At 71.3% G+C, this 26,184-nt stretch carries 23 protein-coding genes and 1 tRNA gene; 14 read left to right on the top strand and 10 right to left on the bottom strand.

The features are described from left to right. Positions 1-12: 12 nt before the first annotated feature. Positions 13-2,541, bottom strand: coding sequence for an ABC transporter permease (locus ACIRDU_RS20410; RefSeq protein WP_403581379.1), 2,529 nt, complete (start codon positions 2,539-2,541; stop codon positions 13-15). Between the two features lie 38 nt (positions 2,542-2,579). Next, complete coding sequence (locus ACIRDU_RS20405) at positions 2,580-3,350, bottom strand: ABC transporter ATP-binding protein (RefSeq protein ID WP_403581378.1); 771 nt, start codon at positions 3,348-3,350, stop codon at positions 2,580-2,582. A gap of 417 nt (positions 3,351-3,767) precedes the next feature. Here ACIRDU_RS20405 and ACIRDU_RS20400 point away from each other — a divergent pair. The 3 genes from ACIRDU_RS20400 (at position 3,768) to ACIRDU_RS20390 (ending at position 6,228) form a co-directional block, all read left to right on the top strand. Further along, positions 3,768-3,854: transfer RNA gene (locus tag ACIRDU_RS20400), tRNA-Leu, on the top strand. Positions 3,855-3,985: 131 nt separating this feature from the next. Further along, positions 3,986-5,161: a 4-hydroxybenzoate 3-monooxygenase gene (locus ACIRDU_RS20395; RefSeq protein WP_403581376.1), complete on the top strand. Its 1,176-nt coding sequence runs from the start codon at positions 3,986-3,988 to the stop codon at positions 5,159-5,161. Between the two features lie 158 nt (positions 5,162-5,319). Continuing rightward, entirely contained in the window at positions 5,320-6,228 is a 909-nt protein-coding gene (locus tag ACIRDU_RS20390; RefSeq protein ID WP_403581374.1) for a Bax inhibitor-1/YccA family protein, read from the top strand. Positions 6,229-6,302: 74 nt separating this feature from the next. On the opposite strand, the gene ACIRDU_RS20385 is transcribed toward ACIRDU_RS20390, so the two are convergent. Continuing rightward, positions 6,303-6,533 carry a DUF4287 domain-containing protein gene (locus ACIRDU_RS20385; RefSeq protein WP_403581372.1) on the bottom strand — a complete coding sequence of 77 codons (231 nt, stop codon included), beginning with the start codon at positions 6,531-6,533 and terminating at the stop codon, positions 6,303-6,305. Positions 6,534-6,634: 101 nt separating this feature from the next. Here ACIRDU_RS20385 and ACIRDU_RS20380 point away from each other — a divergent pair, with 101 nt between their 5' ends. Further along, the gene (locus ACIRDU_RS20380) at positions 6,635-6,940 is read left to right on the top strand and encodes a hypothetical protein (protein ID WP_403581370.1); all 306 of its coding nucleotides are present in this window, start codon (positions 6,635-6,637) and stop codon (positions 6,938-6,940) included. A 108-nt stretch (positions 6,941-7,048) separates the two neighbouring features. On the opposite strand, the gene ACIRDU_RS20375 is transcribed toward ACIRDU_RS20380, so the two are convergent. The 3 genes from ACIRDU_RS20375 to ACIRDU_RS20365 all read right to left on the bottom strand — a co-directional run bounded on the left by ACIRDU_RS20375 (position 7,049) and on the right by ACIRDU_RS20365 (position 10,474). Next, entirely contained in the window at positions 7,049-7,831 is a 783-nt protein-coding gene (locus ACIRDU_RS20375; RefSeq protein ID WP_403581368.1) for a hypothetical protein, read from the bottom strand. Positions 7,832-8,104: 273 nt separating this feature from the next. Further along, on the bottom strand, positions 8,105-9,322 hold the full coding sequence (locus ACIRDU_RS20370; protein WP_403581366.1) for an acetyl-CoA C-acetyltransferase: 1,218 nt from the start codon (positions 9,320-9,322) through the stop codon (positions 8,105-8,107). A gap of 126 nt (positions 9,323-9,448) precedes the next feature. After that, positions 9,449-10,474, bottom strand: coding sequence for an SGNH/GDSL hydrolase family protein (locus ACIRDU_RS20365; RefSeq protein ID WP_403581364.1), 1,026 nt, complete (start codon positions 10,472-10,474; stop codon positions 9,449-9,451). Positions 10,475-10,630: 156 nt separating this feature from the next. Here ACIRDU_RS20365 and ACIRDU_RS20360 point away from each other — a divergent pair, with 156 nt between their 5' ends. Beyond that, positions 10,631-12,019, top strand: a complete 1,389-nt coding sequence (locus tag ACIRDU_RS20360; protein WP_403581363.1) for a cystathionine beta-synthase — start codon at positions 10,631-10,633, stop codon at positions 12,017-12,019. Positions 12,020-12,356: 337 nt separating this feature from the next. On the opposite strand, the gene ACIRDU_RS20355 is transcribed toward ACIRDU_RS20360, so the two are convergent. Next, positions 12,357-13,208: a helix-turn-helix transcriptional regulator gene (locus tag ACIRDU_RS20355; RefSeq protein WP_403581361.1), complete on the bottom strand. Its 852-nt coding sequence runs from the start codon at positions 13,206-13,208 to the stop codon at positions 12,357-12,359. A gap of 145 nt (positions 13,209-13,353) precedes the next feature. On the opposite strand from ACIRDU_RS20355, the gene ACIRDU_RS20350 reads away from it, so the two are divergent. Then, a complete protein-coding gene (locus ACIRDU_RS20350; RefSeq protein ID WP_403581359.1) occupies positions 13,354-14,115 on the top strand; it encodes an SDR family oxidoreductase in 762 nt (253 codons plus the stop codon). 11 nt (positions 14,116-14,126) lie between these two features. Here the strand turns inward: ACIRDU_RS20350 and ACIRDU_RS20345 are convergent, their stop codons facing one another. Further along, positions 14,127-14,552 (bottom strand): hypothetical protein, encoded by a 426-nt coding sequence (locus tag ACIRDU_RS20345; protein ID WP_403581750.1) that lies wholly within the window; start codon positions 14,550-14,552, stop codon positions 14,127-14,129. Between the two features lie 174 nt (positions 14,553-14,726). On the opposite strand from ACIRDU_RS20345, the gene ACIRDU_RS20340 reads away from it, so the two are divergent. Together ACIRDU_RS20340 and ACIRDU_RS20335 are read left to right on the top strand one after the other, a co-directional pair. Beyond that, positions 14,727-15,569, top strand: coding sequence for a MurR/RpiR family transcriptional regulator (locus tag ACIRDU_RS20340; RefSeq protein ID WP_403581357.1), 843 nt, complete (start codon positions 14,727-14,729; stop codon positions 15,567-15,569). Between the two features lie 90 nt (positions 15,570-15,659). Further along, entirely contained in the window at positions 15,660-16,244 is a 585-nt protein-coding gene (locus tag ACIRDU_RS20335) for a hypothetical protein (RefSeq protein WP_403581356.1), read from the top strand. Positions 16,245-16,331: 87 nt separating this feature from the next. On the opposite strand, the gene ACIRDU_RS20330 is transcribed toward ACIRDU_RS20335, so the two are convergent. Then, positions 16,332-17,705, bottom strand: coding sequence for a diaminopimelate decarboxylase (locus tag ACIRDU_RS20330; RefSeq protein WP_403581355.1), 1,374 nt, complete (start codon positions 17,703-17,705; stop codon positions 16,332-16,334). A 129-nt stretch (positions 17,706-17,834) separates the two neighbouring features. Here ACIRDU_RS20330 and hutU point away from each other — a divergent pair, with 129 nt between their 5' ends. Genes hutU through hutI form a run of 4 tightly spaced genes read left to right on the top strand, consistent with a single transcriptional unit; the run spans position 17,835 to position 23,348 of the window. Next, positions 17,835-19,499: a urocanate hydratase gene (gene hutU / locus ACIRDU_RS20325; protein WP_403581353.1), complete on the top strand. Its 1,665-nt coding sequence runs from the start codon at positions 17,835-17,837 to the stop codon at positions 19,497-19,499. Then, a complete protein-coding gene (locus ACIRDU_RS20320) occupies positions 19,496-20,713 on the top strand; it encodes an allantoate amidohydrolase (RefSeq protein ID WP_403581352.1) in 1,218 nt (405 codons plus the stop codon). The genes hutU and ACIRDU_RS20320 overlap by 4 nt, the downstream gene beginning before the upstream one ends. Continuing rightward, positions 20,704-22,056 carry a formimidoylglutamate deiminase gene (locus tag ACIRDU_RS20315; RefSeq protein ID WP_403581350.1) on the top strand — a complete coding sequence of 451 codons (1,353 nt, stop codon included), beginning with the start codon at positions 20,704-20,706 and terminating at the stop codon, positions 22,054-22,056. The genes ACIRDU_RS20320 and ACIRDU_RS20315 overlap by 10 nt, the downstream gene beginning before the upstream one ends. Then, the gene (gene hutI, locus ACIRDU_RS20310) at positions 22,053-23,348 is read left to right on the top strand and encodes an imidazolonepropionase (protein ID WP_403581348.1); all 1,296 of its coding nucleotides are present in this window, start codon (positions 22,053-22,055) and stop codon (positions 23,346-23,348) included. The genes ACIRDU_RS20315 and hutI overlap by 4 nt, the downstream gene beginning before the upstream one ends. Positions 23,349-23,561: 213 nt before the next feature. Here the strand turns inward: hutI and ACIRDU_RS20305 are convergent, their stop codons facing one another. After that, positions 23,562-24,488, bottom strand: a complete 927-nt coding sequence (locus ACIRDU_RS20305; protein WP_403581346.1) for an RNA polymerase sigma factor SigF — start codon at positions 24,486-24,488, stop codon at positions 23,562-23,564. A 239-nt stretch (positions 24,489-24,727) separates the two neighbouring features. On the opposite strand from ACIRDU_RS20305, the gene ACIRDU_RS20300 reads away from it, so the two are divergent. Together ACIRDU_RS20300 and ACIRDU_RS20295 are read left to right on the top strand one after the other, a co-directional pair. Then, positions 24,728-25,105 (top strand): STAS domain-containing protein, encoded by a 378-nt coding sequence (locus ACIRDU_RS20300; RefSeq protein WP_031102780.1) that lies wholly within the window; start codon positions 24,728-24,730, stop codon positions 25,103-25,105. A gap of 243 nt (positions 25,106-25,348) precedes the next feature. Next, positions 25,349-25,900: an ATP-binding protein gene (locus ACIRDU_RS20295; RefSeq protein WP_403581345.1), complete on the top strand. Its 552-nt coding sequence runs from the start codon at positions 25,349-25,351 to the stop codon at positions 25,898-25,900. Positions 25,901-26,184: the final 284 nt, after the last annotated feature.

The following is a 26,184-nucleotide window of genomic DNA, read 5'->3' as shown; positions in this document are numbered from 1 at the left end:
CTCGCCTGTTCGCTACTCCGCCTTGATGGCCTCCAGCATGTTCAGCCGTGCCGCTCGCCGGGCCGGCCACAGCGCCGCGAGGACGCCCACCGTCGCGGCCAGCAGCAAGAAGACGCCCATCCGCGCCCACGGCAGGACCAGTTCGTACGTCGCCATCTTCGAGGCCAGCAGCTCACCGGCCGCCCAGCCGAAGAACACGCCCAGGCCGAGGCCCAGCACCGCCCCGAACAGGGAGATCACCAGCGACTCCAGACGGACCATCCGCTTGATGCCCTTGCGGTCCAGGCCGATCGCGCGGAGCATGCCGATCTCCTGCGAGCGTTCGAAGACCGACATGGCCAGGGTGTTGATGACACCGAGGACCGCCACGATCACCGCCATGGCGAGCAGGCCGTAGACCATGTTCAGCATCAGGGTGAACATCTGCGCGATCTCGTTGGAGATGTCGTCCTTGGACTGGACCTTGATCGCCGGGTTGGTGCCGAGGGCCTTCTCCAGCTTGTCCTGCACCGCGCCGGACGTGCCGCCCGCGGTCTTCACCATGACCTTCATGTTGTACGGGTCCGACTCGTGCGGGGCGAGGGTCTTCTCGTCGAGCAGGATGCCGCGCAGGAAGTCGTTGCTCTCGTACGTCCCGGCGACCGTGAGCTTCTGCTTCTTGCCGTCCCCGAAGGAGACGGTGAAGGCGGAACCGGCCTTCCAGCCGTAGGACTTGGCCGTCTCGCTGTCCACGACGACGTCGCTGCCGCCGACCTTGAAGGAGCCTTCGTCGACCTTCGGACCGGCCAGGTCGCCGATCGCGGCGCCGTTGACGCCGGTCAGGTACTCGGTCTTGCCGTCGATGCGGGACTCGGCGTTGAGCATCGGGCTGGTGGCGGTGACGTCACCGGCCTGCTTCAGCTTCTTCTCGACGTCCGGCGACAGCGGGTTGCCGTTCGCCATGGACACCACGTAGTCGGCCTTGATCGACGCCGACGCCATCTTCTCGATGGCCTGCTGAAGGCTGCCCGCCATCACCGTCATGCCGGTGATCAGGGTCAGGCCGATCATCAGCGCGGAGGCGGTGGCGGCCGTACGGCGCGGGTTGCGCACCGAGTTCTGCCGGGCCAGCTTGCCGGAGATGCCGAAGGTGCGCAGCACCGGCGCGGCGGCGGCGATCAGCGGGCGGGACAGCAGCGGGGTCAGGATGAACACGCCGATGATCAGCAGCACCGCGCCGAAGCCCATCGGCATCTGGCCGTCCGAACCGTCCATGGTCGTGGCCACCAGGACCACCGCGATGCCCGCGGCCGAGACCAGCGCGCCCAGCGTGTTGCGCAGCACCAGCGACTTGGTCGTGGCCTTGGCGTGCACGCTGCTCATGGCCGCCACCGGCGGGATCTTCGCGGCCCGGCGGCCCGGCAGCCACGCCGCCAGCATGGTCACCAGGATGCCGACCGCGAGCGCGGCGACGATCGTCCCGGGCGTGACGACCAGCGGCCCGTCGGGCACGGTCGCGTCGAACGTGCCCATCAGGGAGCGCAGTCCGGCCCCGATGCCGATGCCCGCGATCAGCCCGGTCACGGCGGCGACCGCGCCGACCACGAACGCCTCGATCAGCACCGACCGCGTCACCTGCCGGCGCGAGGCGCCGACCGCGCGCATCAGGGCCAGCTCCTTGGTGCGCTGGGCGACCAGCATGGTGAAGGTGTTGGCGATGATGAACGTGCCGACGAACAGGGCGATGCCGGCGAAGACCAGCAGGGCCGTCTGCATGCCGCTCATCGATTGGGAGATCATCTGCGCCTGGTCGTCGGCGAGTTGCTTGCCGGTGGTGGTGGAGACGGTGCCCTCGGGCAGCGCCTTGTCCAGCTGCGCCTTCAGCGCGGCCTGTGTGACGCCCGGCTTGGCCTTGACGTCGATCTGGTCGTACACGCCCGGCTTGCCCAGCAGCTTCTGGGCGGTCGCCGTGTCGAACAGGGTGAGACTGCCGCCGGCCGCGACGTTGCCGTCGTCGGTGGTGAAGATGCCGGTGATCCTCGGGGTCAGGACCGGCCCGTCGACGGACATCCGTACGGTGTCGCCGACCTTGTAGCCGGCGCGCTTCGCCGTCTGCGAGTCGATGAGGATCTCGCCTCGGCCCTTGGGGGCGTGTCCGCTGACCAGCGGGTAACGCGGGTCCTTGGTGCCCCAGTAGTTGCCGCCCTGCGACTGGAAGCCCTCGCCGATCAGCTTGCCGTCCTTGTCGGCGATGGCGGTGAAGTTCTGTACGACCCCGATGGCGGACGCGGCCCCGGGCACCCGCTCGCTCTTGTCGAGCACGGCCTGGTTCAGTTCGTGGAGTTTGCCGACCCGGTCGCCCTCGGCATCCTTGTAGTCGGCGGTCATGGCGACGTCGACCTGGTCGAAGCCCTTGGCGGAACTCTTCTGGTACGCGTCGGAGATGGTGTTGGTGAAGACCAGGGTCCCCGACACGAAGGCCACGCCGAGCATCACGGCGAGCACGGTCATCAGGAGCCGGGCCTTGTGCGCGAGCACGTTGCGCAAGGCGGTACGGAACATGGGTTCTTCTTCTCAGTCCTGTCGGTCCTGACGGGGGATCAGCTGGTGCGGCCCTTGGCGTCGAACGCCTTCATGCGGTCGAGCACGGAGTCGGCCGTCGGCCCGTGCATCTCGTCGACGATCCGGCCGTCCGCCAGGAAGATCACCCGGTCCGCGTAGGCCGCGGCCACCGGGTCGTGCGTCACCATCACCACCGTCTGGCCCAGCTCGCGCACGGAGTTGCGCAGGAAGCCCAGCACCTCGGCGCCGGAGCGCGAGTCGAGGTTTCCGGTGGGCTCGTCACCGAAGATGATCTCGGGCCGGGAGGCCAGCGCCCTGGCCACGGCGACGCGTTGCTGCTGACCGCCGGACAGCTGGGACGGCCGGTGGCCGAGCCGGTCCGCCAGGCCGATCATCCGGATGACGGAGTCCAGCCACTCCTTGTCCGGCTTGCGCCCCGCGATGTCCATCGGAAGGGTGATGTTCTCCAGGGCGGTCAGGGTCGGCAGCAGGTTGAACGCCTGGAAGATGAAGCCGATCTTGTCCCGGCGCAGCCTGGTCAGCTGCTTGTCCTTCAGCGAGCCGAGCTCGGTGTCGCCGATGCGCACCGACCCGGAGGAGAAGGAGTCGAGGCCGGCCACGCAGTGCATCAGGGTGGACTTGCCGGAGCCGGAGGGGCCCATGATCGCGGTGAATTCGGCCTGCCGGAAGTCGACGGAGACCCGGTCCAGGGCGACCACCTGGGTCTCACCCTGCCCGTAGATCTTCGACAGATCCGTGGCGCGCGCGGCCGCGGTGATGGCCCGGTCGGTGAGGGAAGCGGTGGTCACGGGATGGCTCTCCTGTCGGACGGCTGTGTACGGGGGAAGGACGTGTTCCATCGTCCGGGTCCCACGGCGCCGTGTAGTCACCCGTTGTTCTGGTTCCGAAGGCCGACTGCGGTCTTACCGCGTGGGGCAGTGTCATACCTGGGGATGACGAACGTCCCTGAGGGGTCCCGGTGGAGGGAACCGATGCCTCCGGGTGTCGAGAACAGGCGGAGCGCCCTCGTTCAGGCGGTGAAATTCCGTCATTCCGCATACGGGGCCGACCGTCGCACGCAAGGCTATTGGCAAGTGCGGATGGCGTGTTCCGTGTGCTGATGCACCCTCAGGCGTCAATAAAATAAGACAACATCGGTCCATGCATCCGCTGTTCGGGGGACGCGTCCCGATAGTCTCGGAACCTCGATGCGGAGCCCACGGCCTGCCCGGATGGTGGAATGCAGACACGGCGAGCTTAAACCTCGCTGCCCCTTCGCGGGCGTGCCGGTTCGAGTCCGGCTCCGGGCACCATCCGATCCCTGCGTCGTCCATTGAAGAGTTCACGGCGCGCCCGTTGACAGCGACCGCATGCCGTCGGAGACTTCGCAGAAACGTGGTGAAAGAAACTTCACCTGGCGAACGCGGAGAGAAGGGGTCGCCCGATGCGCACCACCGTCGGCATCATCGGAGCGGGCCCCGCCGGCCTCCTCCTCGCCCGGCTGCTGCACAACGCCGGCATCGACGCGGTCGTCCTGGAGAGTCGCGACCGCTCCTACGTCGAACGGCGGCAGCGCGCCGGGATCCTGGAGCAGGGCACGGCGGACGTGCTGCGCGCGGCCGGCGCGGGCGAGCGCATGGACCGCGAGGGGCTGCGCCATGACGGCATCGAACTGCGCTTCGACCGCAGACGCCACCGCGTCGACTTCCCCGCCCTCACCGGTGGCCGGTCCGTGACGGTCTACGCCCAGACCGAGGTCTGCAAGGACCTCATCGCCCTCCAGCTCCAGGAAGGCGGCCCGCTGCTCTTCGAGGCGGAGGCGCTGGCCGTGGAGGACGCGCACACCGACGCCCCGCGCGTCCGCTTCCGGTACGAGGGCCGCGAGGACGTCCTGGAGTGCGCGTACGTCGTCGGCTGCGACGGCTTCTGGGGGGTGGCCCGCAAGGCGATCCCGGCCGGACTCACCCAGGTCTTCGAACGGACGTACCCCTTCGGCTGGCTCGGCATCCTCGCCGACGTGCCGCCCTCGCACGACGAGCTCGTCTACGCCCGCCACGACCGCGGTTTCGCGCTCCTGTCCATGCGCTCCCCGTCCGTCTCCCGCCTCTACCTCCAGGTTCCCGACGGCACCGACGCCGGGAAGTGGGACGACGAGCAGATCTGGGACGAGCTGGAGCGCCGCTTCGAGACCGCCGACGACTGGCGCCTGGCGCGCGGCCCCATCACCCAGAAATCGGTCACGCCCATGCGCTCCTACGTCCACGAGCCCATGCGCCACGGACGCCTCTTCCTCGCCGGTGACGCGGCGCACATCGTCCCGCCGACCGGGGCCAAGGGCCTGAACCTCGCCGTCGGCGACGTCGTGACCTTCGCGCGGGCCCTCGCCCACCAGCGGGAGACCGGCTCCCCGGGGCTGCTCGACGCCTACTCCGCGACCTGCCTGCGCCGGGTCTGGCAGGCCGAGCGGTTCTCCTACGACATGACGACCCTCCTGCACCGCGCCCCCGGCGCGACGCCCTTCGAGGACCGGCTCCAGCTCGCCCGGCTGGAGCGGATCGCGACCTCCCGCGCGGCCGAGACGGACCTGGCGGAGGCGTACACGGGCTTCCCCTTCGGGTGAGCCCGTGAATGACCCCCTCCGGTGAGGGGAATCACGAAGCCACGTAGCGTGTTGCGCAGCACGACGAGGGAAAGATCCTCCCCAAGCAGTAGGGTCATTCCTTTGCCTACCTATTACTCTTGAGCCAAGGCCACGCCTGGTGGCCATGGAGGAGTGAAATGAGGAGCAGAAACCCGGTCTTCTCGCGACGGGGGTTCAGCCGCGACAACGGCTACGCGGGCTTCAACACCGCGCCGCAGGCCGGGGGCCCCGCTGTCGCCACCCAGGGCAACCCGTACGCACAGCCGACGGGCGACCAGTACGCGCAGAACCCTTACGCGCAGAACCCTTACGCCCAGCAGGACCTGCAGTACGGCGCGCCGCCGCAGGCCCCGGCCGCCACCGGCCGGATGACCATCGACGACGTCGTCCTGCGCACGGCGAGCACGCTCGGCGTGCTCATCCTCACCGCGGCGCTCTCCTGGGCCCTGCTGCCGATCGACGACGCCAACATCAGCCGTAGCTACGGCATCGGTATCGGCGCCGCGCTGATCGGCATGGTCCTGGCGTTCGTGCAGTCCTTCAAGCGCAAGGCCTCGCCCGCGCTGATCCTGGCGTACGCCGCGTTCGAGGGTGTCTTCCTCGGCGTCGTGTCCAACATCGTCGACAACCGCATCGCCGACGGCGCGGCCATGCAGGCCGTGATCGGCACCATGGCGGTCTTCGCAGGCGTGCTGATCGCCTACAAGGCCGGCTGGATCCGCGTCAACCGCCGCTTCTACGGCTTCGTGATGGCGGCCGCGCTCGGCTTCATCCTGCTGATGACCGTGAACCTGCTGTTCGCGGTGTTCGGCGGCGGTGACGGGCTCGGCTTCCGCAGTGGTGCCCTCGGTGTCGTCTTCGGCATCATCGGCATCATCCTCGGCGCGTGCTTCCTCGCCCTGGACTTCAAGCAGGTCGAGGACGGCGTCGCCTACGGCGCCCCGCGCGAGGAGGCCTGGCTCGCGGCCTTCGGCCTCACGCTGACGCTGGTGTGGATCTACCTGGAGTTCCTGAGGCTCATCTCGATCCTCAACAGCAACGACTAGTTTCCGACGGTCGTAGCGCGAAGGGCCCCGGCTCCGGCCGGGGCCCTTCGACGTCTACGGGACGGTGCGCGCGTCTAGAGGAGTTTGCGCGCGGCCCTCCTCAGGTCGTACTCATGGATGATCGCCTTGGCGTGGCCGTACGCAAGGTTGTGTTCGTGCCGGAGCCAGCTGACCTTTTCCTCGAAGCGGAAGAGCGAGGGGCCTTCTTCGACGGTGCGCAACCAGTCGGAGATCTCACGACCGGTGCAGTGGGGGATGCGGGCGAGCATGTTGCGATGGGTCTCTTCGGAGAAGACTTGGGACATCGGCGCCTCCGGACGCTGGGATGTAAGCCGGTCCTTCAGGTCACCGTGCCTGAGTGTTCGCCCGTTGGCAACAGTCCCGGTGCGACGCGTACGCTCGCGGCGTGGTTGATACGACGCCTCTGACCCGTGCGGTGGAGCACTTCGCCGATCGTTTGAGGGCCGCGCCCCAGAGCAGGTTGCAGCGAGGCGCTGCCGCTGAGGCTCTGGAGCTGGCCAGGGAGTTGGCCCGCAGGGCGCAGGTCCTCGAGGGCGTGGAGCCTCGGGAGATGCCGGATGCGGGGATGTTTGCAGCGGCAGATCAGATCACCGTTGCCGGGAATGATCTGGCGGTGGTGATTCCTGGTGACGCCGACGTCGATGAGGCGGTGCGGCTGGTGGAAGAAGCGCAGAAGCGGGCGGGTGTCTGAGCTTCGTTCGCGGGTGCGGGTCGTGGCCGGTGGCTCGCGCCCGCGCGGCGGAGCCGCATATCGATACAGCCCCGCCCCTGACGGGGCGCTCCACTGCGGGGCGCTTCCCTAAAGGGACGCGATGACCCGGTCCGCCAGGATGTAGACGTTCTCCTCGCCGCACTCGAACGTGAGGGTGTAGGCGCCCGAGATGCCGGAGCCGCCCAGCAGGACCGGGGTGCGGCCGGCGCGCAGGGCCGCGGCGAGGTGCTCTGCCGTCTCGCGGTGGCCCGGCGTCATGCACAGGGTCGTGCCGTCGGCGAAGACGTAGACGTCCAGGGTGCCCAGCGGGCCGGGGCGGACGTCCGTCAGCTCGACGCGGGAGGAGGCCAGCTCCTCCAGGGTGGCGACGGTGCGCTCGTGGTCGTTGACGACCGGCGACTGCGTCGGCACGAAGTCCGGGTGGGAGGGGTGGCGGCGGCGGGCCGCGGCCAGCTCCGGGGACTCTCCGGCCGGCTCCTCGGCGTCCGCGCCGGGCTCGGACACCGGCTCCAGACCCGCGAAATCGGCCTGACGGGGCAGGAACAGATCGGTGTCGGGCAGACCCAGCAGAGAGGGCGCGTCGGCGGCGTCACGGGCCTCCTGGGCGGCCCAGAACGCCCGCGCCTCGGCGAGCTCCCGCTCCCTCTCCTCGGCGAGCGCAGCCGCCACCGCGGCACGTATCTCATCGGTGTCGGCAGTGGTACGGGCGGCGGGCAGCAGCGCACGGGTGGTGGCGGCGCGGCTCTCGGCCAGCGCGGTGTGCAGGGCCGCGACCTGTCGGCGCAGCTGAAGGACGGTGCGCAGGACGGCGACGCCCACGGCGCCCGTGGCGGCCGTGGTGACCAGCAACGCGATCGGCATGGCGCTCACTGACGTACTCCCGGTTCAAAGTCGACCCCCGACTTCCTACATCAGCTTGAAGGGCGGACTAACCAGCTGTCAGTGCGTAACATCACGAAACGGACAGGGCTTCGGTGTCGGAGGAGGGGGTGTGGCTGCTGTGACCTGCGGTTCTCCCTTGGCGGAGGGAGATAGGTCACATCCTGGGGGAGATTGGATCACAAAACAGCCCAGAACCCTGGTGTTTTCAGGGTTCTGGGCCGGGGGCTCACAGCGGGTGCTATGGCGGCTACGGTGCGCCGCTCAGCTGAGGCGCTCGATGACCATGGCCATGCCCTGGCCGCCGCCGACGCACATCGTCTCCAGGCCGAACTGCTTGTCGTGGAACTGGAGGGAGTTGATGAGCGTGGTGGTGATCCGGGCGCCGGTCATGCCGAAGGGGTGGCCGACGGCGATGGCACCGCCGTTGACGTTCAGCTTCTCCAGCGGGATGCCCAGGTCGCGGTAGGAGGGGATCACCTGGGCGGCGAACGCCTCGTTGATCTCGACCAGGTCGATGTCGTCGATGGTCAGCCCGGCCCGCCGCAGGGCCTGCTTGCTGGCCTCCACCGGGCCGAGGCCCATGATCTCGGGCGAGAGGCCGGAGACGCCGGTCGACACGATCCGGGCGAGCGGCGTGAGGCCGAGCTCGCGGGCCTTGGTGTCGGACATGATCACGAGGGCGGCGGCCCCGTCGTTCAGCGGGCAGCAGTTGCCGGCGGTGACCATGCCGTCGGGGCGGAAGACCGGCTTGAGGCCCTGCACGCCCTCCAGGGTGACGCCGGCGCGGGGGCCGTCGTCCTTGGACACGACCGTGCCGTCGGGAAGCGTGACGGGGGTGATCTCGCGCTCCCAGAAGCCGTTCTTGATGGCCTCTTCGGCGAGGTTCTGCGAGCGGACGCCGAACTCGTCCATGTCCTGGCGGGTGACGCCCTTGGCGCGGGCCAGGTTCTCGGCGGTCTGGCCCATCGCGATGTACGGGTCGGGCAGCAGGCCGTCCTCGCGCGGGTCGTGCCAGGTCGAGCCCTCGGACTGGGCGGTGGCGACGGTCCGGGCCTCGGCGTCGGCGAAGAGCGGGTTGTGCGTGCCGGGCATGTCCGAGCTGCCGTACGCGTACCGCGAGACCGTCTCCACGCCGGCCGAGATGAAGACGTCGCCCTCGCCGGCCTTGATGGCGTGCAGGGCCATGCGGGAGGTCTGCAGGGACGAGGAGCAGTACCGGGTGACGGTGCAGCCGGGCAGGTGGTCCATGCCCATCTGCACGGCGACGATCCGGCCGAGGTTGTGGCCCTGCTCGCCGCCGGGCAGGCCGCAGCCGAGCATCAGGTCGTCGATGTCCTTCGGGTCCAGCTCGGGGACCTTGGCCAGGGCGGCCTGGACGATCGTGGCGGCCAGGTCGTCCGGGCGCAGGTCCTTGAGGGAGCCCTTGACGGCGCGGCCGATGGGGGAGCGGGCGGCTGAGACGATCACGGCTTCGGGCATCACGGCTCCATTGACGTACCGGGTGGTCTGGCGGGCTGACTGGGAAGTTACCCGTACGTATGGGCTGGGTCACGGGTGTCGCGGTGTGACCCTGACCGCAGTTTCCAAGCGCTTGCTTTTCCGGCCTCAGCTCGAGGGAGTCGCGGGGGCCGGCTCCGTCTCGGGTACCCGCCTGCGCCGCCGGCGCTTCAGCAGGGCCCACGGGCCGCGCGGCCCGCTCGGCATCGCCGCCGCGACCTCCGTGCCCGCCTCCGAGGCGGCCTCCGCCGCCGCCCGCGCCACCGGCAGGAAGCCCTCGCGGCGGGAGGCGTCCGGGCGCTCCTCCTCGGCGGGCCACAGGCCCAGGGAGGCGCACACGGACGGCAGGACCGCCATCGCCGCCGTCGCGTAGCCCTCGGCCGAGGGGTGGTAGCTGTCCGGGCCGAACAGCTCGCGGGGGTTCGCGGCGAACTCGGGACCCAGCAGATCACCCAGCGACACGGTACGGCCGCCCTGTTCGACGACGCCGATCGTCTGGGCGGCGGCCAGCTGGCGCGAGGCCCGCCGGGCCAGCCAGCGCAAGGGCTGGCGGACCGGCTCGATCGTGCCGAGGTCGGGGCAGGTGCCGACCACGACCTCCGCACCGGCGGTGCGCAGCCGGCGGACCGCCGAGGACAGGTGGCGGACCGAGCGGGTCGGGGGCATGCGGTGGGTCACGTCGTTCGCGCCGACCATGATCACGCAGATGTCGGGCACCGGGCCGGGATCGGCCAGCACCAAGGCCACCTGGCGGTCCAGGTCGTCCGAACAGGCCCCGGGGGTCGCCACCGTGCGCAGCTCCACAGGGCGCTCCGCCAGCGCGGCGAGCCCCGACGCCAGCAGCGCGCCAGGGGTCTGCCCGCCCCGGTGCACGCCCTGGCCGGCGGCCGTCGAGTCGCCCAGCATCGTCAGCCTCAGCGGCGCCTCGGCCGGACCGGCGTACGTACGGCCGTACAGCCCGTCCGCGTGCGGCACGTGCGGTGACGTGCCGTTGCCCACCCGGCGCCGCGCCAGCTGCACCTCGGCCAGCACCAGTCCCACGGTGGCCGCTCCGGCCAGACCGATCCCGCCGCCGCCGTACGCCGCGCCGGCCGCGATCCGCCGGGCCACCCTCGCCCTCGACATGCTCGTCATGCGTCGCCGCCACCTCCTCGAACCCGTACACCCAGTGCTTGCCCCGTACAGCCCGTCGTCCAATCTCAACAGGGAGTGAACGACCGTCACGGACCACCGCGAGGTCATAGGCTGGCGGCACCACTCAGACCACTTCTGCGGCATCCGGAGACAACGGTGCAGTTCCACGACTCGATGATCAGCCTCGTCGGCAACACCCCGCTGGTGAAGCTCAACAGCGTGACCAAGGGCATCAGGGCGACCGTCCTGGCCAAGGTGGAGTACTTCAACCCCGGCGGCTCGGTGAAGGACCGCATCGCCCTGCGCATGATCGAGGCGGCGGAGGAGAGCGGCGCGCTCAAGCCCGGCGGCACGATCGTCGAGCCGACCAGCGGCAACACCGGGGTCGGGCTCGCCATCGTCGCCCAGCAGAAGGGGTACAAGTGCATCTTCGTGTGCCCCGACAAGGTGAGCACCGACAAGATCAACGTGCTGCGCGCGTACGGAGCCGAGGTCGTGGTGTGCCCGACCGCCGTCGACCCCGAGCACCCGGACTCGTACTACAACGTCTCCGACCGGCTGGTCCGTGAGACGCCCGGAGCCTGGAAGCCCGACCAGTACTCCAACCCCCACAACCCGCTCTCCCACTACCACTCCACCGGCCCCGAGCTGTGGGAGCAGACGGAGGGGAAGATCACCCACTTCGTGGCGGGCGTGGGCACCGGCGGCACCATCTCCGGGACCGGCCGCTATCTGAAGGAGATCAGCGACGGCTCGGTGAAGGTCGTCGGCGCGGACCCCGAGGGCTCCGTGTACTCCGGCGGCTCCGGCCGTCCCTACCTCGTCGAGGGCGTCGGTGAGGACTTCTGGCCGACCGCCTACGACCGGACCGTCGCGGACGAGATCGTCGCCGTGTCCGACAAGGACTCCTTCCAGATGACCCGCCGCCTCGCCAAGGAGGAGGGGCTGCTGGTCGGCGGCTCCTGCGGCATGGCCGTCGTGGCCGCGCTGGAGGTCGCCGAGCGGCTCGGGCCGGACGACGTCGTGGTGGTCCTGCTGCCGGACAGCGGCCGCGGCTACCTCAGCAAGATCTTCAACGACGAGTGGATGGCCGACTACGGCTTCCTGGAGGACGCGGGCCCCAGCGCCCGTGTCGGCGACGTCCTCAACGACAAGGAGGGCGACCGCATGCCCTCCCTCGTCCACATGCACCCGGAGGAGACGGTCGGCCAGGCCATCGAGGTGCTGCGCGAGTACGGCGTCTCGCAGATGCCGGTCGTCAAGCCGGGCGCCGGCCACCCCGACGTGATGGCCGCCGAGGTCGTCGGTTCGGTCGTGGAACGCGAGCTGCTGGACGCGCTGTTCAGCAAGAGCGCCTCGCTCGACGACCCGCTGGAGAAGCACATGTCCGGCCCGCTGCCCCAGGTCGGCTCCGGCGAGCCCGTCGCCGACCTGATGGCCGTGCTGGGCAAGGCGGACGCGGCGATCGTCCTCGTCGAGGGCAAGCCGACCGGTGTGGTCAGCCGGCAGGACCTGCTGTCCTTCCTCGCCCGCACGGGGAAGTGACGGTCAACGCCCGGTGAACTGCCCGTGTACCGGGTGAACTTGCGGGTCCGTGATCTTCGCGGACTTCGCGGAACCGGTACGCGGGTGTCACGTTCGCGCAGCACCCGCTTAACACGCGTCCTGCACATTGGTGGATGTCGGCAAGGGTGGGAGCGGCTCCCCGCCCGGGCCGGCGCCCAGCGGCGTCACAGGACCTCCGGAGCGGCTCCCGGACCTCCACGGACGCCACGGACGCGAAGCCCGGCCCGGCCGGGCCCGCGTCCCCGCGGGGACCGCCGTCGTCCCGCCCCCCGTCCACGGGGGTGCGGCGGTCCCCGCGCATCTCACTCACGACACGTCAGCCCGTACGGCTCGTCGCCCAGCTCCCCAGCAGCGCCAGGCGCTCCGCCGTCTCCGAACCCGGCTCGGGTGTGTAGGCCACGATCGTCTGGTCCGGGGCCGCCGGGATCGTCAGGGTCTCGTAGGGGAGGGTCAGCAGGCCCGCGACCGGGTGCCGGAGGAGCTTCACGCCGTGGTCGCAGGGCCTGACCAGATGGTCGGCCCACAAGTGCCGGAACTCCTCGCTGGCCCGGGTGAGTTCGGCGACGAGTTCTCCGGTGGCGGGGTCGCCGGGATGATGGCCCGCCTGCAGGCGCAGGTGCGCGACCGTCTGGGCGGTGACCTCGGCCCAGTCGGGATAGAGCTCGCGCGAGGCGGGGTCGAGGAAGAGACGGCGCGGCAGACTGAGGTCGCCCGGGCCGCCGAAGCCGAGCACGGCGTCGGCGAGGGCGTTCCAGGCGAGGACCTCCATGCGGTGGTCCAGGACGTAGGCGGGGTTGCGGTCCATGCCGTCCAGGAGCAGCTGGACACCAGGGCGCACCCGGGACGCGGACGGCCCCTGCCCTCCTTGCCGGCGCGGCCGGGCCACCGCCCGCAGGTACTCCCGCTCGGCCCCGTCCAGCCGCAGCACCCGCGCGATCGCGTCCAGCACGGCGTCCGAGACACCCCCGGACTTCGTCCGGGACGGACCCCCCGGGCCCCTGCCCTGCTCCAGACGGACGTAGTAGTCGACGCTCACCCCGGCCAGCTGCGCCACCTCCTCACGGCGCAGACCGGGAACGCGGCGGCGGCCGTACGACGGCAGCCCCACCTCCTGCGGCCGGATCCGGGCGCGGCGCGAGCGCAGGAAGTCTCCCAGTTCTCCGTCCATGGGCCCGAGCCTAGGCCGCCCGGCATCGGCGAGCCTGGTACCGGCAGACCCAGGATGAACACGGCCCTGGGTAGGGCGGCCGAAGCCGCCGAGGGTGGTGACCGAGGCCGGGGAGACGCCCCGGCCGCCACCGAGGGGGTAGCTCATGTCGTACGACAACCTGGCCGGCCGCACCGCCGTCGTCACCGGAGCCGCGAGCGGGATCGGCGAGGCCGTCGCCGTACTGCTGGCCGCCCGCGGCGCCCGGGTGGCGCTGCTGGCCCGGCGTGCGGAACGGCTGACAGCCGTCGCCGCGAAGATCCGGGCCGACGGCGGGCAGGCCCTGGCCGTCGTCGCGGACGTCACCGACGAGGAGTCCGTGGCGGCCGCCGCCGACCGCGTCCACGAGGAGTACGGGACCGTCGACCTGGTCGTGAACTGCGCGGGCGTCATGCTGCCCCACCCCGTCGACGCCCGGCGCGCCGACGAGTGGCAGCGGATGCTCGACACCAACGTCGCCGGGGTGCTGAGGATCATCGGCGCCTTCACCGCCGACCTGGTGAGCGCCGCCGCGGACGGCCGTACGGCCGACATCGTGAACATCTCGTCCATCGCCGCGCACGTCGGCTTCCCGAACTACGCGGTGTACGGCGCGACCAAGGCGGCCGTCACCTACCTGTCGGAGACCCTGCGCGGGGAGTTCGGTCCGCGGGACGTCCGGGTCACCAACATCGAGCCCGGGTTCGTCGAGAGCGAGCTGCGCACGCACATCTCCGACGCGGAACTGTCCCGGCAGGTGGAGGGCATGCTGGACGCCGTGGGCGCGCTGTCCGCCGAGGAGCTCGCCGACCTGGTCGCCTATGTGACGAGCCGGCCGCGGCGGGTCAATCTGCGGCAGATCGTCGCGCTGCCGACCCGTCAGGTGTGAGAGGCGAGGACTCAGTCCTCCCAGTCACTGTCCTGGGAGGACTTGCGGCGGCGGCCGAACAGGTTCGGGTTGGTGCGGGCCGCCTGCACGACGTTGACGCCGACGATGCCCGCCCAGGCGACGAGCAGCCCGGGCAGATGGGCCACGCCCCCGCCGATCGCGGACAGCGGCACCGCGAGGACCAGGGAGACGATCCCGAAGCCGAACCGCTCGCCCCAGGAATCCGTGGCCCTCGGCGACCGGGAGTCCCGGGCCGTCTGCATCTGCTGCTCGGCGAGCTGCCGGCGCACCCGGCGCTCCACCGCGCCGTCGATCCGCTGGTCGACCTTCTCCAGGAACGAGTCGACCAGCGCCGACTCGTACTCCTCGCCCAGATCCCTGCGCGCGTGCAGGGTGGCGTCGAGTTCCTTCTTCAGGTCGGTGTCCCGCGCGTCCATTCCCGTCATGCCGTCCACGGTAGAAAGGGGCGGCACCGGCCGCACTGGGGTTAGCCCCCGTGTTCCGCAGGGGGTTTCCGGTCGTGGCACCCTGGCCGTCCTCCGTTCGGCTTGCCGCTCTGCATATGCTCATGCAGAATCCTCAGCTACTGAATAGGCGAGGGGGAGCACGTCATGAGCGTGACCGACAGCCCTGCCGCGCGGCTGCAGGCGCTCTTCGAGGGTCACCGGCTGACGCCGACCCAGCGGCGCATCGCGCACAGCATGGTGCGGCGCGCCGCCGACGTGCCGTTCCTGTCGAGTGTGGAGCTCGCCGAGCTGGCCGGGGTCAGCCAGCCGTCCGTGACCCGCTTCGCCGTCGCCCTCGGCTTCGACGGCTATCCCGCGCTGCGCCGCCATCTGCGTGAGGTCGCCCCCGCCGAACCCGCGGCGGAGGCCGGGGCTCACAACGAGTACCAGCAGGCCGTCGAGGCCGAGATCGAGAATCTGCGGCACTTGGCCGAGGCACTGGCCGACCCCGGTCCCGTGCAGCGCGCGGGACGACTCCTCGCCGGCTCCCGCCCGCTCCTCGTCCTCGGGCTGCGGGCCGCGGCGGCCCAGGCGCACGGCTTCGCCTACTTCGCCGCCAAGGTCCACCCCGACGTACGGCTGCTCGGCGAGGGCGGCACGATGCTCCAGGACCGCATCGACGCCGCCGTCCGGGCCGGCGCCACCGCCCTGCTCTGTTTCGCGCTGCCCCGGCATCCCCGCGAGGTCGTCGACACCCTGGCCTACGCCAAGGAGGCCGGGCTGACCGTCGTCACGGTCGCCGACTCCGCCTTCGCACCCGTCGCCAAGGTGTCCGACCTGCTGCTGCCCGCCGCCGTCGGCACCGGCCTCGCCTTCGACACGGCCTGTGCGCCGATGCTGCTCGGCCGGGTGCTGCTGGAGGCCATGTGCGACGACCTGCCCCAGGCCCAGTCCCGCCTGGAGGAGTTCGACACGAAGGCGGCGGCGCGGGGCCTGTTCGTCGACTGACGGCCACGCGCGGCGCTTCTCAGACTCGTCTCACGATGCGTCGCTACCGTACGTCTCCCCGAAACTTCGGAGACCGGACGGAGGCTGGACGTGACACGCGGAGGACAGGGGCTGGCCCGGGTGGCCGTCGTCGTACGGGCGGGGGCGGCCCCGCTGTGGTGGCTGGGCGTTGTCGCGGCGGGCATCGGCCTGCTCGCCCCGGGCCTGACGGGACGCCGCATCGGTGTTCTGACCGGAGCGGCCCTCTTCGTCCTGGCGACGGCCGCCGTGGCATACGGCCGTCGCAAGCACTACAAGGCCCTGGCCGCCTTCGCGTCCCGCGCGGGCAAGCGCGACGTGCTCCAGGACCGCGCGGTCACGGTACGCAACTGGCGCCGGGTCCACCGCTGGTGGCTCCTCCTCGCCTTCCTCGCCGCCCTCGGGAGCGCCTTCGCGGCCCCGGCGGCCGGGGGCATGCTCCTGGCCGGTTGCGGCGCGGGCCTGTGGCTCAAGTCGGCCTGGCTGGGCCGCCGGGAACGGGACGGCGAGGCGTTGCTGTGGGTCCGCGTGGACTGGCTGCGCGGGGGAGCGGCCCACCCGGCCGGCAAGCGGGTGAAGGCGTACCGCAGCACGGGCATCGCGGCGGGGGACGCGGCCCCGGGCGGGTCGCGGAGGAAATCACCGACGCCGGCGTGAGCGCCCACTTCAGGGGCGCGCGGCTGTATCGATGTGCGGCTCCGCCGCGTGGGCGCGACCAGCCACGACGCACCCGCGGTGCGCGGACTACGCAAGGCCGAACGGCGGCCGCGTCAGCGCATCCACCTGCGCCCCACCGGACTCGGCGACCACCTCCTCCACGGTCTGCGCCTTGCGCACCACCGCGAAGCGTCCACCCGGCCCGAACCCGTAGACCCCGGGCCGCACCAGCGAGTTGTACCCGTAGTGATGCGCGAAGTAATACGCCCCGGTGTCCAGCGCCGCCGCATGATCCCCCTGCTCCAGCAGCGGCAAGGACCGCCCCTCGGCCAGCAGGTCCCCCGCGAAACAGGCCGGCCCCGCCACGTCCTGCACCACCATCGGCCCGTCCTTGGGCCGCCCCTTCGCGTCGTAGGCGGCGATCCGCAACGGCCAGCTGCCCGGCGCGTAGACCGTCCGCGCGGCCACCTGCACCCCGGCATGCGTGACCGCCACCGCCCGGCCGCCGGACACCTTCGCGTACTCGACCCGCGCCACCACCGTCCCGTGCTTCGCCAGCAGTGACCGCCCGAACTCGGTGACCAGCCCGTACCGTCCGTCGAACAGCCCCGGCACCTCCTCGGCCAGCAGCCGTGCGTACTGCGCGTACGTCGGCGTCGTCGCGTCCGACGCGAAGTTCACCGGCAGGCCGCCGCCGATGTCGAGCGTGTCGACCTGCCGCCGCCCGGCCCGCCGGTTGATCTCCTCCGCCAGCGTGTACGTCTCCGCCACGCCCCGCGCCATCAGGGCGAGCGGGATGCCCTGGGACCCGGTGTGCGCGTGCAGCCGGGTGAGCCACGGCCGGTCCAGATACGCCTGGACGACCCACTCCCGGGCCCCCTCGTCGCGCAGCGCCACCCCGAACTTCGAGGTGGCCGTCGCCGTGGACAACGCCTCGATGGACCCCCCGCCGACCTGCGGATTCACCCGGATCCCGAGGGGAGAGCGGCTGGCCGTCGCCTGCATCAGGGCGTCGATGCGGGCCAGCTCCTGCGGATTGTCGGCGTTGACGGCGATGCCCATGGACAGCGCCTCGCGCAGCTCGGCCGGTGTCTTGGCGGGGGAGTCGAGCACCGTCTTCTCCGGAGGCATGCCCGCCGCCCCGGCCAGGGCCAGCTCACCCGGGCTCGCGACCTCCGCGCCGATGCCCTCCTCGCGCAGCAGCCGCAGGACCGGCACCAGCGGGGTCGCCTTCACCGCGAAGGCGTGCAGCACGGGCGTCCCCGGTGCCACCACCGCGTCGAACGCCGCCCGCAGTTCCGCCGCCGACTCCCGGATGCCGGTGACGTCCAGCAGCCCGACGATGGGGCTGTCCGGGCCGAGCAGCCCCTGCTCCACGGCGGCCCGCACCGCCTCGTCCCGCCGGGCCGCCCGCCCGGCCCCGGTGCCGTCCGCTTCTTCCGCCTCGATGTGTGCGCCCATGCGTCCAGCCAAACATCCACGGCTTCGCCGCGCCGACCCCCCGACGTATTGACTAGTCCTATTCATGAGGTCAGGATGTGAATAGAAGCAGCAACATTCCGCCGGGATCCCCCCACCAGGAGGCAGACCATGTCAGGACCCCGCCCCGTCCGAGCACCGCGCGGCACGGAACCGAGCGCCCTGGGATGGCAGCAGGAAGCCGCCCTGCGGATGCTGCAGAACAACCTCGACCCGGAGGTCGCCGAGCACCCCGACAAGCTCGTCGTCTACGGCGGCACCGGCAAGGCGGCGCGCGACTGGCGCTCCTTCGACGCGATGGTGCGCACGCTCCAGGGGCTGAAGCAGGACGAGACCATGCTGGTCCAGTCCGGCCGGCCCGTCGGCGTCATGCAGACCCACGAGTGGGCCCCGCGCGTCCTCATCGCCAACTCCAACCTCGTCGGCGACTGGGCCAACTGGGAGGAGTTCCGCCGCCTCGAACAGCTCGGCCTGACCATGTACGGGCAGATGACCGCCGGCTCCTGGATCTACATCGGCACCCAGGGCATCCTCCAGGGCACCTACGAGACCTTCGCCGCCGTAGCCGCCAAGAAGTTCGGCGGGTCGCTGGCCGGCACCATCACCCTGACCGCCGGTCTCGGCGGCATGGGCGGTGCCCAGCCGCTCGCCGTGACGATGAACGACGGTGTGGCGATCTGCATCGACTGCGACCCGCGTGCGATCGAGCGGCGCATCGAGCACCGGTACCTCGACGTGAAGGCCGACAGCCTGGACCACGCGCTGAAGCTGGCGACCGAAGCACGCGACGCCCGCCGCCCCCTCTCCATCGGCGTCCTCGGCAACGCGGCCGAGCTGCTCCCGCAGCTCCTCGCCATGGGCGCCCCCATCGACATCGTGACCGACCAGACCTCGGCCCACGACCCGCTCGCCTACCTGCCGCTGGGCACCGCCTTCGAGGACATGGCCGACGCCGCCGCGAAGGACCCGGCCGGCTTCACCACCCGGGCCCGCGAGTCCATGGCCCGGCACGTGGAGGCCATGGTCGGCTTCATGGACGCCGGCGCCGAGGTCTTCGACTACGGCAACTCCATCCGCGGTGAGGCCCAACTCGCCGGATACGACCGGGCCTTCGCCTTCCCCGGCTTCGTCCCCGCCTACATTCGCCCGCTGTTCTGCGAGGGCAAGGGCCCCTTCCGCTGGGCCGCCCTGTCCGGCGAGGCCTCCGACATCGCCAAGACCGACAAGGCGATCCTCGACCTCTTCCCGGAGAACGAGTCCCTCGCCCGCTGGATCAAGATGGCCGGCGAACGCGTCCACTTCCAGGGCCTGCCCGCCCGCATCTGCTGGCTCGGCTACGGCGAGCGGGACAAGGCCGGTGAGCGGTTCAACGACATGGTCGCGAGCGGCGAGCTCGCCGCGCCGGTCGTCATCGGCCGCGACCACCTCGACTGCGGTTCCGTCGCTTCTCCCTACCGGGAGACCGAGGCCATGCTCGACGGGTCCGACGCGATCGCCGACTGGCCGCTGCTCAACGCCATGGTGAACGTGGCGTCCGGCGCGTCCTGGGTGTCGATCCACCACGGGGGCGGCGTCGGCATGGGGCGGTCGATCCACGCCGGGCAGGTGACGGTGGCCGACGGGACGGCGCTCGCGGGCGAGAAGATCCGCCGGGTGCTCACGAACGACCCCGGCATGGGCGTCATCCGGCATGTCGACGCCGGGTACGACATCGCCGAGTCCGTCGCCGGCGAGCGCGGTGTGCGGGTTCCCATGCGCGAGGGTGACCAGGCGTGACCTTCCACAGCATGTGGGCGGAGCTGCTGCCGATCGGCCGCAGCCCCGCCTCCGGCGGCTACCGCCGCTTCGCCTGGACCGGCGCCGACCTCGACTGCCGGGCCTGGTTCAAGGAGCAGGCCGAGACACGCGGACTGACCTACGAGACCGACCGCAACGGCAACCAGTGGGCCTGGCTCGGCGACCCCGCCCGGGGCGACGCCGTCGTCACCGGGTCCCACCTCGACTCCGTCCCGGACGGGGGCGCCTTCGACGGGCCCCTGGGCGTCGTCTCGTCCTTCGCGGCGCTCGACGAGCTGCGCAGCAGGGGAGCGGAGCTCACCAAGCCCCTCGCCATCGTCAACTTCGGCGACGAGGAGGGCGCCCGGTTCGGACTCGCCTGTGTCGGCTCCCGGCTCACGGCGGGGCAGCTCACCGTGGACGACGCCCACAGGCTGACCGACGGGGACGGGACCACCCTGCCCCGGGCCATGGAGGCCGCCGGCTACGACCCGGAGGCGATCGGGCCGGACCCCGAACGGCTCGCCCGCATCGGCGCCTTCGTCGAACTGCACGTCGAGCAGGGCCGGGCCCTCGACCTGTCCGGCGACCGGGTCGGCATCGCCAGCGCCATCTGGCCTCACGGCCGGTGGCGGTTCGACTTCCGGGGCGAGGCCAACCACGCCGGCACCACCCGGCTCGCCGACCGGCACGACCCCATGCTGTCCTACGCCGAGACCGTCCTCGCCGCCCGGCGCGAAGCCGAACTCGCCGGAGCCGTCGCCACCTTCGGCAAGATCACCGTCGAGCCCAACGGCGTCAACGCCATCCCCTCCCTCGTGCGCGGCTGGCTCGACTCCCGCGCCGAGGACCAGATGAGCCTCGACACCGTGGTCGGCGGCATCGAGAAGGCGGCCCGGCAGTACGCGGACGCGCACGGCGTCGACCTCGACATCGTCCGCGAGTCCTTCACCCCCGTCGTCGAGTTCGACCACGCCCTGCGCGACGAACTCGCCCGCATCCTCGGCACCGGCACCGACCTCACGGTCCCCGTCCTCGGCACCGGCGCGGGACACGACGCCGGGATCCTCTCCGGGAGCATCCCGACCGCCATGCTGTTCGTGCGCAACCCCACCGGCGTCTCCCACTCCCCGGCCGAGTCCGCGAGCGAGGACGACTGCGTGGCCGGGGTACTCGCACTCGCCGACGTACTGGAAGGACTGGCGTGCAGGTGACGACAGCAGCCCCCCGGACGTACTGGCTGGAGCACGCCTGGCTCGGCACCCACGTCGAGCCGGGCGTCGCCGTCGAGGTCGCGGACGGCCGTATCGCAGCCGTCCGCACCGGCACCCCCGGCCCGCCCCCCGGCGCCGAGGTCCTGCGCGGGCTCACCCTCCCCGGCCTGGCCAACGCCCACAGCCACGCCTTCCACCGCGCCCTGCGCGGCACCGTCCAGGTCGGCTCCGGAACCTTCTGGACCTGGCGCGAGGTCATGTACGCCACGGCCGCCCGGCTCACCCCGGACAGCTACCACGCCCTCGCCCGCGCCGTGTACGCCGAGATGGCCCTGGCCGGCATCACGGCGGTCGGCGAGTTCCACTACGTCCACCACGCCCCCGGCGGCACCCCCTACGCCGATCCCAACGCCATGGGCGAGGCCCTCATCGCGGCCGCCGCCGAAGCCGGGATCCGCATCACCCTCCTCGACACCGCCTACCTCTCGTCCGGCTTCGGGCAGCCGCCCACCGAGCCCCAGCTCCGCTTCTCCGACGGCACGGCGGACACCTGGGCCGAACGCTGTTCAGTTCTCAAGGAACGGGATCACGCACGGATCGGAGCGGCGATCCACTCCGTACGGGCCGTGCCCGCCGATCAGCTGGCGACCGTGGCGCGGTGGGCCGGGGAGCGGCGGGCCCCGCTCCATGTGCACCTGTCGGAGCAGACGGCGGAGAACGACGCCTGCCGGGAGGCCCACGGCCGCACCCCGACGCGGCTGCTCGCCGATCACGGAGTGCTCGGGCCGCGCACCACCGGCGTCCACAACACCCACCTCACCGACGAGGACATCGCCCTCCTCGGCGGCAGCGGCACCGGCACCTGCATGTGCCCGACCACCGAGCGGGACCTCGCCGACGGCATCGGACCCGCCGTCGCCCTCCAGCAGGCCGGCTCGCCGCTCAGTCTCGGCTCCGACAGCCACGCGGTGATCGACCTGCTCGAAGAGGCGCGGGCCCTGGAGCTGAACGAGCGGCTGCGTACCCGCACGCGAGGTCACTGGACGGCGGCGGCGCTCCTGCGGGCGGCCTCGGCCGACGGCCACGCGGCCCTCGGCTGGGACGAGGCGGGCACCCTGGAGCCCGGCGCACTCGCCGACTTCACCACGCTCGCGCTCGACTCGGTCAGGACGGCAGGGCCGCTTCCGCGGCTCGGGGCCGAGACGGCCGTATTCGCCGCGTCGGCAGCAGACGTGTCGCATACGGTCGTGGGAGGGCGGCACGTCGTGCGGGACGGGGCTCACTGCCTCGTACCGGATGTGCCGCGAGCCCTCGCGGACGCCGTGGAAGCCCTGCACGGATGACCCCGGGGCGCCCGCCGGCGCGGCCCGCCTCCGCTCCCGAACCCGACCCCACCGCCGACCAGGCCACCAAGGACGCCATGAGCAACGCGACGACCGTCAGCCCCGCCCACTCCGCGAGCACCGCAAGCACGCTCATCACGAACATCGCCAGCCTGGTCACCAACGACCCCTCCCTCGGTGACGCTTCCCCCCTCGGACTGATCCAGGACGCGGCCGTCGTCATCGAAGGCGACCGCATCGCGTGGACCGGTGATCACAGCAAAGCACCCGCCACTGACAATCGGGTCGACGCGGGCGGCCGGGCCGTCCTCCCCGGGTTCGTCGACTCCCACTCCCACCTGGTCTTCGCGGGCGACCGGACGCAGGAGTTCAACGCCCGGATGTCCGGGAGGCCGTACAGCGCGGGCGGCATCCGCACCACCGTCGAGGCCACCCGGGCGGCGAGCGACCAGGAACTCGAGGCCAACCTCACCCGGTACCTCCACGAGGCGCTCCGCCAGGGCACCACCACCTTCGAGACCAAGTCCGGCTACGGCCTGACCGTCGAGGACGAGGCCCGGGCCCTGCGCATCGCCGCCGCCCACACCGACGAGGTCACCTACCTCGGCGCCCACATCGTGTCGCCGGACTACGCCGAGGACCCGGCCGGCTACGTCGCCCTGGTCACCGGCGAGATGCTCGAAGCCTGCGCCCCGCACGCCCGCTGGATCGACGTCTTCTGCGAGAAGGGCGCCTTCGACGGCGACCAGGCCCGCGCGATCCTCACCGCCGGCAAGGCCAGGGGCCTGCACCCCCGCATCCACGCCAACCAGCTCTCCTACGGCCCCGGCGTGCAGCTCGCGGTCGAGCTCGACGCGGCCAGCGCCGACCACTGCACCCACCTCACGGACGCGGACGTGGACGCCCTGGCGAACAGCCGTACGGTCGCGACGCTGCTGCCCGGCGCCGAGTTCTCCACACGGGCCGCATGGCCGGACGCCCGGCGGCTGCTGGACGCCGGTGTCACGGTCGCGCTGTCCACGGACTGCAACCCCGGCTCGTCCTTCACCTCGTCCGTCCCGTTCTGCGTCGCGCTGGCCGTACGGGACATGGGGATGACGCCCGACGAGGCGGTGTGGTCGGCCACGGCGGGCGGCGCGGCGGCCCTGCGGCGCACCGACATCGGCCGCCTCACCCCGGGCGCGTACGCCGACCTGACGCTCCTCGACGCCCCGAGCCACGTCCACCTGGCCTACCGCCCCGGCGTCCCGCTGGTCAGCGGGGTGTGGCGGCGCGGACAGCGGGTGGTGTGATCACCGGCTCGGCGACATGCCGCTGCGGCGCGGGACGGCACTCGCTCCGCGCACCTACTGGCTGCTGAGCCTGACGGCCCCGCTTCTCCCGACGGTCGCGCTGTTCCTCGACTTCTGACAGGCCCCGCAACCTCCGGGAGACCGCCGGTGCCACGCGCCCGGGGGCGGGCCGTGCGGCCCGCCCCCGTAGGACACGTTCACCCGGGTCGAGGATCACTCCTCGACGGTGAGCCCCTTGCGCAGCCGCACCAGCGTCCGCGACAGCAGACGCGAGACGTGCATCTGCGAGATGCCGAGCTCTTCGCCGATCTCCGACTGGGTCATGCCCGCGACGAAGCGCAGGGACAGGATCTTCCGGTCGCGCGGCGGGAGTTCGGCGATCAGCGGCTTCAACGACTCGACGTACTCGATGCCTTCGAGCCCGTGGTCCTCGTAGCCGATGCGGTCCGCGAGTGCGCCCTCGGAGTCGTCCTCCTCCGGCTGGGCGTCCAGCGAGGAGGCGGTGTAGGCGTTCGACGCGGCCATGCCCTCGACGACCTCGTCGTTGGAGAGGCCGAGGCGCTCGGCCAGCTCGGCCACCGTGGGGGCGCGGTCGAGCTTCTGAGCCAGTTCGTCACCGGCCTTGGCCAGGTCGAGCCGCAGCTCCTGGAGCCGCCGCGGGACGCGTACGGACCACGAGGTGTCGCGGAAGAAGCGCTTGATCTCGCCGATGATGGTCGGCATCGCGAACGTGGGGAACTCCACACCGCGGGACAGCTCGAAGCGGTCGATCGCCTTGATCAGGCCGATGGTGCCGACCTGGATGATGTCCTCCATCGGCTCGCTGCGGGAGCGGAACCGGGAGGCGGCGAACTTGACCAGCGCGAGGTTCAGTTCGACGAGCGTGTTGCGGACGTACGAGTACTCGTGGGTCCCTTCCTCCAGCGTCTCCAGACGCTCGAAGAGGGTCTTGGACAGGGCCCGTGCGTCGACCGCGTCGACTTCCTCGTACGGGGGGATGTCCGGAAGTCCGGCGAGAGGGCCGCCCGGTGTGACGAGCATCTCGTCCTGCTCGATGGGATCCAGATGTTCCGGAGAGGGTGTCGACGTCGCTTTCTGGGTACGCGATGCGTCGAGCCGGGGTGACATGATGTCCTCCATCGTTCTCGGCATATGGCTGCCGGAGCCGTTAGGTGCACTGCGGTGTGCGGCGCCTCCAAAGCCGGCCGTGTCGGGTACGTGTCCTTACTAGGCCTACCCGCTTTCCCAAGCCCACCGCAAGTGCGTTCTGTGGCCATATGTCCGTTTGTGTGCAGTTGTTCGGGTGTCGAAGCATGCTGGGAAGGCGTAGTGTTCGAGGGCGTCAGCAACCAGCCTCGACGTCGGGAGAGAGAGACGGCATGGACCGCGGGACGGTCGGCAGCGCACAGTCTGGCCGGCTTCTGGTGGAGGTGCGGGAAGAGGGCTCTAGTGCCGTCGTGACCCCGGCGGGTGAGTTGGATCACCACACCGCCGATCTGTTGCGTGAGCCACTCGAGGACTGCCTCGCCAAGGGATTCAAGCGCCTGGTCATCGATTGCGCGCGCCTGGAGTTCTGTGACTCCACGGGGCTCAACGTGCTCCTCGGGGCGCGGCTGAAGGCGGAGGCCGCCGGTGGCGGTGTATCGCTCGCCGGTATGCAGCCGGTGGTGGCGCGCGTGTTCGAGATCACGGGCGCGGATGCGGTCTTCAGCGTCCATGACTCGCTCGAGGCGGCCCTGGCCGACGAGTCGGGCTGACCGGCGGTGCGTCGGTGCGCGGTCCCTCGGCCATCCCCCTGTGACCGGTCTCCCAGGCCTGTCCCGACTTTCGTGCGGAATACATGGGTGTTCCGCCGGTCCGCCAGGGCAGGAGACATCCTGAACCTGTCGGTCACCGAGGTGGCGGGGGTGCCGCGAAACCAGGGTGCCGTGCGTTGCGTGACTGACGGTGTAGTGAACTTCTTGAATTGTGATCTGGTGAATCGGTGAGGTGAAGCGCTGATGAGCACCACCCGGCCTTACTCGCCGGGCGACCGCGGGCCGGAGCCCAGCGGCGCTTCCGGGGCGTCCGAGGGTGGCGTAGCGGCGGCCGGCGCGTCCGGCGAGGGTGTGGGCACGCCGTCCGGGGCGGCGTCGCCGGGGGGCCGGCAGGTACGCCGGCTGAGCTTCGAGGGCGAGAGCGGCGTGGTGCCGCTGGCTCGCGACTTCACCCGTCAGGCGCTGCACGCGTGGGGCTGGCTGCCGGCCGCCTCCGCCGATCAGCGGGCCGCCGCCGAGGATGTGCTGCTGGTCGTCTCCGAGCTGGTCACCAATGCCTGCCTGCACGCCGAGGGGCCGGATCAGCTGCGGATCACCTGCGACAACAAGGTGATCCGTGTCGAGGTCGCCGACCGGGGGACCGGCCAGCCCGCACCCCGCACCCCGCACCGGGCGGGGCGCCCGGGCGGCCATGGCATGTTCATCGTCCAGCGCCTGTGCCTGGACTGGGGTGTCGTCCGCACGCAGGGGGTCTCCGGCAAGACGGTGTGGGCGGAACTGGGCGCACCCGCCTGATCTCAGGCGCACCCTTCTGATCCCGAGTTTGCCCGATTTCGGGCAAACTCGGCCTGAATCTTGCTGTCCAGCATGATTTCGGCACACCTGCCTGATTCTGTGCGTGCCTGTCCGTCCTTGGGTGTATCTGTCGACTTCCCGGCGGGCGCGGGCACCCCGCGGTGCGTCCGAACAGGTGACCGTCCCGCCGCAGATCCGGCGCGCATTGTGTCTTCCTTCCTCAAGGCCCCGGGCGTACCTTGACGGCCCAATCTGATACGCCGTCAGGAACAGGAAGGGGAGCG

The organism is Streptomyces sp. NPDC093598, assembly GCF_044764825.1.
Taxonomy (GTDB): Bacteria; Actinomycetota; Actinomycetes; order Streptomycetales; family Streptomycetaceae; genus Streptomyces.
This window is presented reverse-complemented; position numbering and strand designations above follow the sequence as displayed.